We start from the raw sequence: 11,181 nt of genomic DNA, 5'->3' as shown, positions 1-11,181 counted from the left end.
GTCGCGCGATCCGGAAGACCTAGACAATTTCGGCAAGCAGAACGTCGGCATCTACCGGCTGCAACTGCAAGGTCCCGACAGCTTCACCCTGATGACCATCCCGTCGCACGACATGGGCCGGCAGATCATGGCGGCCGAACGTACCGGCCTGCCGCTCAAGATCGCGGTCATGCTGGGCAACCATCCGGGGCTGGCGGTGTTCGCGGCGACACCGATCGGTTATGAAGAATCGGAATATTCCTATGCCTCGGCGATGATGGGCGCGCCGATCCGGCTGACCAAGTCGGGCAATGGCATCGACATCCTCGCCGACAGCGAGATAGTGATCGAAGCCGAAATGCAACTGGGCGAACGGGTCCTGGAAGGTCCGTTCGGCGAGTTTCCCGGTTCCTACAGCGGGGTCCGCAAGGCGCCGATCTTCAAAGTGACGGCCATCTCGCACCGCAAGAACCCGATTTTCGAGAACATCTATATCGGCCGCGGCTGGACCGAACACGATACCCTGATCGGCCTGCATACCTCAGCCCCGATCTATGCGCAGCTGCGCCAGAATTTTCCGGAAGTCACCGCGGTCAACGCGCTGTACCAGCACGGGCTGACCGGAATCATTTCGGTCAAGAACCGGATGGCGGGCTTTGCCAAGACCGTCGCGCTGCGCGCGCTGAGCACTCCGCACGGCGTGATGTATCTCAAGAACCTGATCATGGTCGATGCCGATGTCGATCCTTTCGATCTCAACCAGGTGATGTGGGCGCTTTCCACCCGCACCCGCGCCGACGACATCATCGTCCTGCCCAACATGCCGGCGGTCCCGATCGATCCTTCGGCCGTCGTTCCCGGCAAGGGTCATCGCCTGATCATCGACGCGACCAGCTACCTGCCCCCCGACCCCGTCGGCGAAGCGCATCTGGTCACCCCTCCGACCGGGCCGGACATTGACGAGCTGAGCAAGAAGATCCGGGCCATGCAACTGGGAGCTTTGCAATGAGCAAGACGGTCTGTCCGCGCTGCGCGACCGGCGGCGCCCTCGCTGACTATCAAGGCAAGGAAGGCGGCAAGGTGGTGTGGACCATCCACCGTTGCCCGACTTGCTGCTTTTCGTGGCGCGACAGCGAACCGGACAGCGCCATCGGCATCGGGATTCGTTCGGCGCACTTCGCCGTCGATGCAGCCAATCTCGATCGTTACGTGAAGATTCTCCAGCAATAGACAGGCGGAACAGGACCCATGACAGACCAAGCTCGCCAGATGGCCGCGCTGACCGCGGTGGAAGCTGCGATCGGCGCCGCGGCAGTCGATCGCACCCCTCAGGGGCTGGCCCGCTTTGCAATCAGCGGCGCGGCACCGCTTGGCATAGTCTTGCCGGCGGATGAAACCCAGCTCGCCAAGGCGCTGGAGGCGGCGCGAACCGCCGGCGGTGTGCTGCAACCCGTGTGCAACGGCGCCCACGGCCTCGAAAAGGCAGGGCTGGACAAGGTCATCATCTTCGACCTCCAGCGCATGAACGCAATTCTCGAGGTGAACGAGGAGCTGGCCTATTGCCTGGTCGAACCGGGGGTGACCTTCCGCCAGCTCGATGCCCATATCAAGGAAAAGGGCATCAAGCTGTGGATCGACCATGGCGGCAACCCCGACGCCAGTGTGGCCGCAAGCTTCGTCCATCGTCAGCCCGGCTACACCCCCTACTCCGATCACTTCCTGATGCAGTGCGGGCTTGAGGTCATGCTCGCGGACGGAAAGCTTGTGCGGACGGGCATGGGCGCCATGCCCAAGAGCACCTGCTGGCAACTGTTCAAGTTCGGCTACGGCCCCTGGGTCGATGGCCTGTTCACGCAGTCGGATTTCGCGGTGCCGACTAAGGTCGGCATGTGGATGATGCCGCAACCGCCAGCCCACCAGACCTTCATGGTGACCGTGCCCAAGGAAGACCAGCTGGCCGATCTGCTCGACGTGCTCGGGCCGCTCAAGCTCAACATGGTCGTGGCCAATGGCGTCGCGGTCGGCAGCGCGCTGCACGAAGCCGCCCTGCTCGGCAAGAAGCGCGGCGACTATGATGGCAAGGGGCCTATGGCGGCCAGCGCGGTAACCGCTGCGGGCGAGGCGCTGGGCCTGGGCCACTGGAATCTCTACGGCGCGCTCTATGGCTTGCCAGGCAATGTCCCGATCCTGTGGGATATGGTCAAGGGGGCGTTTTCGTCGATTTCCGGTGCTCGGGTGATAGCCGACGGCAAGGGCATCGATCCCCGCCTGTGGGCGTGGCGTATTGGCGCCATGACCGGCGTGGTGGCCGATGCGCCAGCATTCGTTCCGGCATGGAGCGGCGATCAGGCGGTTGCCGCCAACCCGGTGAGCCCCGTAGATGGTGAGGAGGCCATGCGGCTCTACGAACTGTCGCGCGACATCTGCGCCAAGCACGAATTCGACTATCTCGGCGAAACCGTCGCGATCTGGCGTTCGGCCAATCATCGCCAGATTCTGCCTTTTTCGACGGCGCAGGTCGAAAGTGCCGCCCACGCCCGCGGATGCGCCGCTGCGCTGATCGCGGCACAGGCCGAAGCCGGTTTCGGGCAGGCGATCGCCGAACCCGGAATGCGCGCAGCGGTCGACAAGACGTTCGAAACCAGGGGACTCTCACTCCTGCATGAACGGATCAAGAAGGCGCTCGACCCCGCGGGCCTGTTCGCATCCGCCTGAGCCGCCCCGCGATTATCGGAGTTGGAGACAAAATGAACAAGCTGGCTATCCTCTCACTCGTTGCCATGCTCGGTGCCTGCAAAACGTCACCGAATTCAGTTAAACCCGATGGTGCTGAGAATTATGCGTTGAACTGCGCAGGATGCCATAATCCTGGTCCCGGCCATCCTGCCACGATGTTGCTCGACCAACTGGGCCGGCCGGTCCCGGCATTGATCGGCCGCAAGGACCTCGAACTCGACTATCTGAAGACCGTGGTTCGTCAGGGTCTGATCGAAATGCCGCCATTCCGCCCGACCGAACTGAGCGACGACGAGATCGCGGAAATCTATGCCTATATCAAGGATGCGAAACCGCCCGCGCAGACCCCGGCAATGCCGGCTAAGGCAGCGCCCTGACCATCAGCTGAACAAGCGGCGCGACGGCTGCATCGGGCGCTTCGATCGACTGCCGGTATCGCTCCAGGCTCGCACTCGCCGCGGCTTGAGGCGTTGACATTTCATCGCCCTGCGTCAAACCTGGCCTTGATGCTTCCACCAGCGCCATCTGGACAAGTCGTTCGGCCTCTAGTTCGACCTGCTTGAGAGCCCCGTAAATCTTGTGTTGCGCAGTTTCCGCAACGCGATCGGAGGGCTTGGCCCAGCGCCTCGCCCAGCGCAGCGGATGCACCAGGTTGTCGTTGAGCGGCGCGACGGCTTCGCGCAGCTCACAAATCCCTTCGGCATCAAGCGCCTTCCGCTGCGTCTCCGCCACCCACAGGCCCAGCAGCAGCAGGTTGACGTCGAAACCGTATTCGTCCTGCAGGGCAATGCACAGTTCCGCCACCTGCGGTTTGGCATAGACCTCGAGCGAAAACGCCCAGAAGGCTTTGGCATCGGTTGCTGATTCATTCATGCGCGGCACCTTCGAACGGAAAGGGTGGTCAGACAATTCGCCTGACCACCCTTTCACTTCCTTGGTTGCCAAGCCCTGCTCTGCAACGCAAGCCCCCGGTGCCTATGCTGCCGGCTGCGCTCAGAACGAACGCGCGCCGAAGTGAATCTCCAGCATCGGCCGCATCACGTCCCAGCGTTCGAGCTGCGACCAGTGGCCGGAGCGATCGAGCACGTAGAGCTCGGCATGTTTGAGGTGTTCGATCAGGTAGAGGCTGGTATCGAGCGGAACGATGCGATCCTGCCGGCCATGGAAGATCAGCACCTTGTGCGGCAGCTTGCACAGGATCGACGGCGGCATGTTGAGCGTATCGACGCCCTGCTTCATCGAATCGATCATCTTGACCGCGGTCTTCATGATCTCGGGATCGGTGGCGATCTTGTAGCGGTTGTTGACGATTTCTTCCATGCCTTCGAACTTGTCGGGGTCATAGGCGAAACTGTGCATCAGCTGGCGATAGCGCGAGGGCCGCGGATCGGAATAGAACGACAGCAGCCGCACCAGTTCGGGCGTCTTCGGGCCCGGCGCACCGATCGAGCCCATCAGCACCACCCGGTCGATCCGGTCAGGCTCCTCGCTCATCATCTGCAGGGTCAGCGCACCGCCCATCGAATTGCCAACGACATGGGCTTTATCGATGCCCAGCGTGTCCAGCAGCCCGAAGCACTGGTCCACCCGTGTACCGATCCAGGCCATGACATTGTCGGGCCAGGGTTCGGGGATGACCGACTGTCCGAAGCCGATCAGGTCCGGTGCGATCACGAAGAAGTTTTCCGCCAGGTCGGGCATCAGGTGCAGCCAGTTCGATCCGGCATGGGCTCCCGGTCCTGCCCCGTGCAGCAGCAGCACCGCCGGCTTGCTCGGATCGCCGGCCAGAAGGGTATGCGAAGTCAGGCCTCGCCCCGTAATCCTTTCTTCCCGCACGCTTGTGTCGATGGTCATCCTCTATCTCCGCAGGTTTGCTCTTGTGCCTATTCGCCGCCGCCTTTGCGATCAAGGCAGGGGTCGTTGGGAGGCGCAGGATGTGGTAGACGACCATTCGTTATTGTGCAATGCATTTGGCATAATGCTTGAGGATCAGGGAGAGGATATGACAAGCCCGAATCGCGGCGCTCGATCCGGTCAATCGCAACCAACGCTTGATCCTGCTCTAGTCGCGGAGCTCGCGCGGGAACTCGATGCCGCCGAGCAGAACCGCAAGCCAATCCGCCAGTTCACCGCCCGCTATCCGGACATGACGATTGCCGATGGCTATCGGATCAGTAAGCAATGGGTCGATCTCAAGCTCGCGCGCGGGCGGACGGTCCATGGCCACAAGATCGGCCTCACCTCGCGCGCCATGCAGCAGGTCGCAGGCATCACCGAGCCGGATTATGGCACCTTGCTCGACGACATGGTGTTCGAACAGGGCGGCGACATCCCTTGCGACCGTTTCATCACCCCCAAGGTCGAGGTCGAACTGGCCTTTGTCCTGGCCCGCCGGATCGAAGGCCCGAATGTCACCGTGTTCGACGTCCTGCGGGCAACCGAATATGTCATCCCTTCGGTTGAAATCATCGACAGCCGAACGACAGTGGTGGATGCCGAAACCGGCGCCCGCCGCAAGGTGCAGGACACGATCAGCGACAATGCGGCCAACGCCGGCATCATCGTCGGCGGCCTGCCGATGCGGCCCGACAAGGTCGACATGCGCTGGATTGGCGCGATGCTGAGCCGCAACGCGGTGGTCGAGGAAACCGGGATCGCGGCGGGCGTGCTCAACAACCCCGCCAATGGCATTGCCTGGCTGGCCAACCGGCTGGCGCCTTGGGGGCAGGCGCTGGAACCCGGCGAAGTCGTCCTGGGCGGCTCGTTCACCCGTCCGGTCGAAGCGCGGCCGGGCGACGTTTTCAACGCCGATTTCGGGCCGATGGGCGCGATCGGTTTCCGGTTCGTTTGAGGCAGCCGCGCAGATGAAAACTCCTGCGAACCGCTTCAAGCAAGGCCTGGGCGAAGGCCCGGTGCAGCTCGGCTTCTGGCTCGCGCTGGCAAGCCCGAACATCGCCGAAATCTGCACCGGGCTTGGCTACGACTGGGTGCTGGTGGATGCCGAGCACGGCGCCCAGACCTTGCCGGGCATCGCCGATCAGCTCCGCGCGGTGGACGCCAATCCGCCCTGCTCGGCGGTCGTGCGCGTTCCGAGCGACGATCCGATCGCGATCCGCCAAATTCTCGATCTCGGCGCCCAGACGATCATGGTGCCGATGGTCGAAACCGCAGAACAGGCTGCGGCGATGGTCAAGGCTGCGCGCTATCCACCGCAAGGCGAGCGCGGTATCGGCGGTGCCCGGGCCGCGCGCTGGGGGCGCTACCCGGCCTATGTCGCCGATGCCAACCGGCGGCTGTGCATCATCGTCCAGATCGAGACCGCGCTGGCGCTGGAAAACATCGAGGCGATCGCCTCCGTCGACGGCATCGATGCGCTGTTCGTCGGCCCGGTCGATCTGGCCGCGTCGCTGGGTCTGCTGGGCGAAAGCAATTTCGCCGCGCTGTACGAAGTGACCGCGGGCGCTCTGGCCCGAATCCGGGCAACCGGCAAACCTTGCGGCATCCTGTCGCGCGACCAGCGCCTGGTGCAGCAATTCCTCGATGGCGGAGCGCGCTTCATCGCGGTCGGGATCGATGCCTTCGCGCTGGCTAAGGCGGCCGGCGACATGGCCAAGGAATGGGCGGCCCGGATCGCCGGGCAAGCAGAGGACTGAAACGATGCCGACGATCGGATGGCAGACGCCTCCCCCCTGTATCTCGTTGAGGCCCGTCAAGCTGTAAGCTGCGGACGGGCCAGCCTGCCGGGAGCAACCATTCGCCCCCCTGCGCCTTGAGCACCTGGGGGGGACCTGTGCCTCGGTTGGTGGCCGCGATGACGTCCCGTAGGGAGTAAGCGTCGTGAACGCCAATACAGGGAAAGACGAAGATCGCGGCTGGCCCCGACTGGAAGGGAGTAACAGTTATGGATCAGGAAAGACGATGGTTTGTGGGCGTCGACTGGGCCTCGCAGGCGCACCAGGTTCGATTGACGGATGCCGATGGCTCCAAGCTCGGCGAACGCAGCTTTGAGCATGGCGGTGCGGGTTTGACGGAACTCGCGACCTGGATACTGGCGGCGACCGATGGGTTCCCGATCATATTCATGTCGCGATCGAGGTGCCGCACGGTCCGGTCGTCGAAAGCCTGATGGAACGCGGATTCCATGTCTATGCCATCAATCCCAAACAGCTGGATCGCTTTCGCGATCGCTTTTCTCCAGCGGGCGCAAAGGACGACAGCCGGGACGCGATGGTGCTGGCGGATGCCTTGCGAACGGACGCGCATTGCTTTCGGCCGCTGCTCACGCTCGATCCCCTGCTCGTCGAATTGAGAGAATGGTCGCGTATCCTGGACGAGTTGCACCTTGACCGTACGCGCCTGGGTCATCGCGTGCGTGAGTTGCTTTGGCGCTATTATCCTCAATTGCTCGAAGTGTCGCAGGACATCGCGGCGCCCTGGTTCCTCGCTTTATGGCGGCTGGTGCCGACGCCGGCCAAGGTTGCCCGTGTCCATGAAGCGACCATCGCCAGACTCCTTAAGCGATACCGCAGCCGGCGTTTGCATGGCCGACAGGTGCTCGAAATGTTGCGCACCATCCCGGTCCCCGTAGCGGCCGGTACTGTTGCAGCCGCAACGGGCCAACTTGAAACCGTCGCTGCCCGACTGGATCTGGTCAATTACCAGATCGCATCCGCAGAGCTTCAACTCGACAGGCTGACAGTAGCCCTTTCAGTCCCGGTGGAACCCTCTGGACCACAGCTCGGGGAGCAGCGTGACGTGGCGATCCTGCGAACCTTGCCGGGCGTCGGAAGAATCGTTCTCGCCACGCTGCTCGCAGAGGCTTCCGATGCTCTGCGGCGACGAGATTATCATGCTTTGCGATGCCTGTCTGGCGTCGCGCCTATTACCAAGCGATCCGGGAAGAAGCGTGAGGTCCTGATGCGGCAGGCGGTCCAGGGACGACTGCGCAACGCTGTCGATCACTGGGCTCGTGTCGCCGTTCAACACGACCCCAGGAGCCGAGAAAAATATGCTGCGCTTCGTGCCCGTGGACACGGTCATGCACGCGCATTGCGATCTGTCGCCGATTGGTTGATCGCTGTCGCTTGCAAGATGCTGGTCTCTCAAACCGCCTTCGATCCGTCCCTCGCCCGAAGAGCTGATTGACCGCCTCATCTCTCCAGAAGCGAGCCGTTGCGCGGTGGTCCGCGCAGCGTAGCCTACGGCTGCGCGAAGCGGACCGCCGCGCAACTCAACACTTGTCAAATGGTGGGGAGTCCCCCCCGCCGGTGGCATGGCCAAGCCGCTGAGCGGGGTTCGCGTGCTGGAGCTGGCCCGGATCCTGGCCGGTCCATGGTGCGGACAGCTGCTGGCCGATCTTGGCGCCGAAGTGATCAAGATCGAACGCCCGGTCAGCGGCGATGATACCCGCCACCGGGGCCCGCCATTTGTCGTCTCGGACAGCGGCGAAAACCTCGGCCCAGCCTATTACCACTCCACCGCAATCAACCGGCAGCACGAAACCGGACTGAACGCCCATATCGACATGACCCTGCTCGATACTCAGGTAAGCGTCATGGCGAACCAGGCGCTGAACTGGATGACCTCGGGCACCGTGCCGCGCCGGGTCGGCAACGGCCACGCAAATCTGGTACCCTATCAGGCCTTACCGACCAGCGTCGGGGATCTGGTCATCGCAGTGGGCAACGATGGCCAGTTCGCCAGCCTCTGCCGGGTGCTCGGCGTCGGGCTTGATAGCGATGCCCGCTTTCCCACCAACCCAGGCCGGGTTCGCAACCGCGAGGTCTTGCTGGCCGCGCTCGAAGCGCTGACTGCAACCTGGACCCGGCAGGAGCTGGCCGACGCGCTCGAGGACGCCGGCGTTCCGGCGGGTCCGATCAACGAACTCGACGATGTCTTCGCCAACCCGCAGGTTATCGCGCGGGGCATGGCAATCACGCGCGACCAGCGAACCGGGGTCGCCAGTCCGATCGTGATCGACGGGGTGCGGATGGTCTCGGATATTGCGGCGCCCGGCATCCCCGAAACGGTTGAGGAGCCATTAACCTCGTCCTGAGGCAAGCGCCTATCGGCTCGACGGATTGAGGCGCTGGAACAGCTTACCCCGTTCGCTATAAAGCACAAGGGCCAAGGTCAGCGACCCGACCAAGACCAGCGCAATCGCGAGCGGCCGCGGTGTGCCATCGTAGACATAACCTATCAGGCCGCCCAACCCTGCCCCCAGAACCAGCCGGAAGAATGCCTGAACCGATGCGGCCGCGCCGGCAATATGCCCGAAAGGCTGCAAGGCAATTGCAGTGAAATTGACGAAGACGGTAATCAGCAGGCACATGTTGAGAGACATGAGGACGACAAACTGGACCAGGGTTTCGCCGGGAGCTGAGGCCAGGAGCAATTGTCCCACCGATGCCGCAAGGTGGCAGAAAATTGCGGCATGGCCGATCCGCCGGGTGCCAAAGCGCTCGACGATCGCCGAATTGACCAGGCTGGCCAGCGCCATGGTCGCCGCCATCGAGCCGAAGATCAGCGGATAGGCCGAGCCTGCCCCGAAATGCTCGCCGATCAGTTGCTGCGAACTGTTGATGAACCCGAAGTGCCCGCCGAAAATCAAGGACATGCCAATGACATAGCCGATCGACATCCGGTTCCCGAGCACCGTTGCAACATTGCCCAGCAAGTTGCCCGAGCGCTGCGACTGCCGGTTCTGCTTCGGGTTGGTTTCTTCCAATCTGAGCAGGAACCAGCCCGTGACCGCCAGCGCCAAAGCACCGATCACCAGGAAGATCGCCCGCCATCCCGCGAGCTCGAGAATCGCATAGCCCAGGCTGGGCGCGAAAGTCGGCACCGCCATGAACAGCATCGCCACCACCGCCTGCAGCTTGGCCATGCCGGCACCTTCGTAGCGATCGCGGATGATCGCCAGCGGCAGCACCGTCAGCCCGGACGATGCGAACCCCAATATCGCGCGCAGCGCCAGAAGCACATGGAAGTCGCGCACCAACGCCGAAACCGCATTGACGATGACGAACAACGCCATGTAGCCGAGCAGGACTGGTTTGCGCCCGTAGCGATCGGAGATTGTTCCAGGTATCAGCGAACTCAATCCCGAACTGATCAGGAAAACGCTGATGATCAGTTGGCGCTGGTTCGATTGGGCAACCTCAAAATCGGCAGCGATATGTCCGAGAGCCGGCAGCAGCGAGGTGAAGGCAAGCGACTGGAGCGCCTGTATCATCGCCATCATGGCAATGAATTCCCGGCGACCACTGCGGGGTCCAGCCGCAGGATTTTCGAGGTTCATCTAACCCTGCTCTCCTGAATCTACCACGGAGCGTCATCTATCCGCAACAAGCGAGCAAGAGTTCAAGGTGTGCCGCTCTCACTGTGCAGTGCATTGCAAAAGGTGGTACACAAGCTCAAGTTGAGCCGGGCCAACCGATCGCTTCGCTCGCCAGCCGCGCCGCCTCCATAATTCGTGCGATCTTTGCCTCGCTGAAATAGGTCTTGTCCTGTGAACGAGCAAGAACGCTCATCGTCGCGGCCAAGCTATTCTGCGAGTCGAAAACCGGCACTGACACCGCTGCAAGACCTGGCACTACCGAGCCGCATGTTCTCGCATATCCAAGTTTGCGCACAGATTGGATTTCCTTGGACAGATCGGCATCTTTAACGATTATCCCCTTGGCTCTTTCCCTCTCGATGCGCTCTCTAGTCTGCGCAGGTGGGCAATGGGTTAGGAAAAGACTGCCGGTGGAGGAGGCTTGCAACGGCAAAGTGGATCCAACATGCATTGAAGTGAATAGTGGGATGCCACCGTCAATCCAGCGAATTACCGTCGGCCCATAGTCGCCCCAAACGCTGAGTAACCCGGTCGTTTGCAACTCATTCAGCAGTCCCTCAAGGTGTCTTGTGGCGATTCGCACTGGATCGAGCGTTGCAATCGCCCCTAGCCCCAAGCGTACCGCAAGGGTACCAAGTGAATACCGGCCGCTGGACGCATCCTGCTCTACCATTCCGGCATTGACGAAGGCAAGCAAATATCGGTGTGCTTGACTGCGGGACAGCCCAGAATGGTACGCAACATCGCGAAGAAAAGATCCACCAGGATCTGTTTTCAATAGAGAAAGTAGCACCCTTGCACCAATTTCTACGGATTGAATTGATTTCCTTCGGCTAACAACCTCCGGAATATCGACGCTGGACACTTTATATGCATCGGGTTTTGTCATACTCAATTTTTGACCTGTTCATCTGAAAATAGACAGTTTTCCCTAATGCCATGCTAGGGTGCGAGCCACGGTTTCGCAACCGCCTATTGGATAGCCCCTAGTGGATGGAATCTAACGCTTGGTGCCCGCGCTTGACGGCGGCGATGATTTTGTCGGGATCGGCGGCCCAGGTGAAGGGCTTGGGCTGCTGGTTGTGCTCGGCGAGGAAGCGGTTGATGGCGGCCTGGAGGTCGATGAC

Annotated in this window: 13 protein-coding genes and 1 pseudogene; 9 read left to right on the top strand and 5 right to left on the bottom strand. The window is 62.0% G+C overall.

The features are described from left to right. From VMR39_RS09925 to VMR39_RS09910, 4 genes are all read left to right on the top strand, one after another. Positions 1 to 988: UbiD family decarboxylase (locus VMR39_RS09925; protein ID WP_325415789.1), on the top strand; the 988-nt coding region annotated here is incomplete at its 5' end. Then, entirely contained in the window at positions 985 to 1,209 is a 225-nt protein-coding gene (locus VMR39_RS09920) for a non-oxidative hydroxyarylic acid decarboxylases subunit D (protein WP_037513049.1), read from the top strand. The genes VMR39_RS09925 and VMR39_RS09920, both read left to right, overlap by 4 nt. A gap of 18 nt (positions 1,210 to 1,227) precedes the next feature. After that, positions 1,228 to 2,694 carry an FAD-binding oxidoreductase gene (locus VMR39_RS09915; protein WP_086494171.1) on the top strand — a complete coding sequence of 489 codons (1,467 nt, stop codon included), beginning with the start codon at positions 1,228 to 1,230 and terminating at the stop codon, positions 2,692 to 2,694. A 32-nt stretch (positions 2,695 to 2,726) separates the two neighbouring features. Next, a complete protein-coding gene (locus tag VMR39_RS09910) occupies positions 2,727 to 3,092 on the top strand; it encodes a c-type cytochrome (RefSeq protein WP_086494170.1) in 366 nt (121 codons plus the stop codon). On the opposite strand, the gene VMR39_RS09905 is transcribed toward VMR39_RS09910, so the two are convergent. Together VMR39_RS09905 and VMR39_RS09900 are read right to left on the bottom strand one after the other, a co-directional pair. Continuing rightward, entirely contained in the window at positions 3,076 to 3,660 is a 585-nt protein-coding gene (locus VMR39_RS09905; RefSeq protein WP_240511593.1) for a TIGR02444 family protein, read from the bottom strand. The genes VMR39_RS09910 and VMR39_RS09905 overlap by 17 nt on opposite strands. A 48-nt stretch (positions 3,661 to 3,708) precedes the next feature. Further along, positions 3,709 to 4,569 carry an alpha/beta fold hydrolase gene (locus VMR39_RS09900; RefSeq protein ID WP_086494168.1) on the bottom strand — a complete coding sequence of 287 codons (861 nt, stop codon included), beginning with the start codon at positions 4,567 to 4,569 and terminating at the stop codon, positions 3,709 to 3,711. Positions 4,570 to 4,717: 148 nt separating this feature from the next. Here VMR39_RS09900 and hpaH point away from each other — a divergent pair, with 148 nt between their 5' ends. The 5 genes from hpaH to VMR39_RS09880 all read left to right on the top strand — a co-directional run bounded on the left by hpaH (position 4,718) and on the right by VMR39_RS09880 (position 8,770). Further along, positions 4,718 to 5,566 (top strand): 2-oxo-hept-4-ene-1,7-dioate hydratase, encoded by an 849-nt coding sequence (gene hpaH / locus VMR39_RS09895; protein ID WP_037513059.1) that lies wholly within the window; start codon positions 4,718 to 4,720, stop codon positions 5,564 to 5,566. A gap of 61 nt (positions 5,567 to 5,627) precedes the next feature. Then, positions 5,628 to 6,368, top strand: a complete 741-nt coding sequence (locus VMR39_RS09890; RefSeq protein WP_230588710.1) for an HpcH/HpaI aldolase family protein — start codon at positions 5,628 to 5,630, stop codon at positions 6,366 to 6,368. Between the two features lie 248 nt (positions 6,369 to 6,616). Then, positions 6,617 to 6,841, top strand: coding sequence for an IS110 family transposase (locus VMR39_RS30460; protein ID WP_052076710.1), 225 nt, complete (start codon positions 6,617 to 6,619; stop codon positions 6,839 to 6,841). Then, positions 6,811 to 7,860 carry an IS110 family transposase gene (locus VMR39_RS09885; protein ID WP_325415788.1) on the top strand — a complete coding sequence of 350 codons (1,050 nt, stop codon included), beginning with the start codon at positions 6,811 to 6,813 and terminating at the stop codon, positions 7,858 to 7,860. The genes VMR39_RS30460 and VMR39_RS09885 overlap by 31 nt, the downstream gene beginning before the upstream one ends. A gap of 127 nt (positions 7,861 to 7,987) precedes the next feature. After that, positions 7,988 to 8,770: a CoA transferase gene (locus tag VMR39_RS09880; protein WP_037513063.1), complete on the top strand. Its 783-nt coding sequence runs from the start codon at positions 7,988 to 7,990 to the stop codon at positions 8,768 to 8,770. A gap of 9 nt (positions 8,771 to 8,779) precedes the next feature. On the opposite strand, the gene VMR39_RS09875 is transcribed toward VMR39_RS09880, so the two are convergent. The 3 genes and pseudogenes from VMR39_RS09875 to VMR39_RS09865 form a co-directional block, all read right to left on the bottom strand. After that, a complete protein-coding gene (locus tag VMR39_RS09875) occupies positions 8,780 to 10,015 on the bottom strand; it encodes an MFS transporter (RefSeq protein WP_230588712.1) in 1,236 nt (411 codons plus the stop codon). A 115-nt stretch (positions 10,016 to 10,130) separates the two neighbouring features. After that, a complete protein-coding gene (locus VMR39_RS09870) occupies positions 10,131 to 10,943 on the bottom strand; it encodes an IclR family transcriptional regulator (RefSeq protein WP_325415787.1) in 813 nt (270 codons plus the stop codon). A 97-nt stretch (positions 10,944 to 11,040) separates the two neighbouring features. Then, a pseudogene (locus VMR39_RS09865) lies at positions 11,041 to 11,181 on the bottom strand (IS630 family transposase); the annotation flags it as partial.

It is taken from the genome of Sphingobium sp., from assembly GCF_035511395.1.
GTDB lineage: Bacteria > Pseudomonadota > Alphaproteobacteria > Sphingomonadales > Sphingomonadaceae > Sphingobium.
This window is presented reverse-complemented; position numbering and strand designations above follow the sequence as displayed.

Bases quoted from the DNA above. Each gene is read 5' to 3' on its own strand.
- VMR39_RS09880 (WP_037513063.1), top strand. From the start codon at position 7,988: ATGGCCAAGCCGCTGAGCGGGGTTCGCGTGCTGGAGCTGGCCCGGATC.
- VMR39_RS09900 (WP_086494168.1), bottom strand. From the start codon at position 4,569: ATGACCATCGACACAAGCGTGCGGGAAGAAAGGATTACGGGGCGAGGC.
- VMR39_RS30460 (WP_052076710.1), top strand. From the start codon at position 6,617: ATGGATCAGGAAAGACGATGGTTTGTGGGCGTCGACTGGGCCTCGCAG.
- hpaH (WP_037513059.1), top strand. From the start codon at position 4,718: ATGACAAGCCCGAATCGCGGCGCTCGATCCGGTCAATCGCAACCAACG.
- VMR39_RS09910 (WP_086494170.1), top strand. From the start codon at position 2,727: ATGAACAAGCTGGCTATCCTCTCACTCGTTGCCATGCTCGGTGCCTGC.
- VMR39_RS09870 (WP_325415787.1), bottom strand. From the start codon at position 10,943: ATGACAAAACCCGATGCATATAAAGTGTCCAGCGTCGATATTCCGGAG.
- VMR39_RS09875 (WP_230588712.1), bottom strand. From the start codon at position 10,015: ATGAACCTCGAAAATCCTGCGGCTGGACCCCGCAGTGGTCGCCGGGAA.
- VMR39_RS09920 (WP_037513049.1), top strand. From the start codon at position 985: ATGAGCAAGACGGTCTGTCCGCGCTGCGCGACCGGCGGCGCCCTCGCT.
- VMR39_RS09915 (WP_086494171.1), top strand. From the start codon at position 1,228: ATGACAGACCAAGCTCGCCAGATGGCCGCGCTGACCGCGGTGGAAGCT.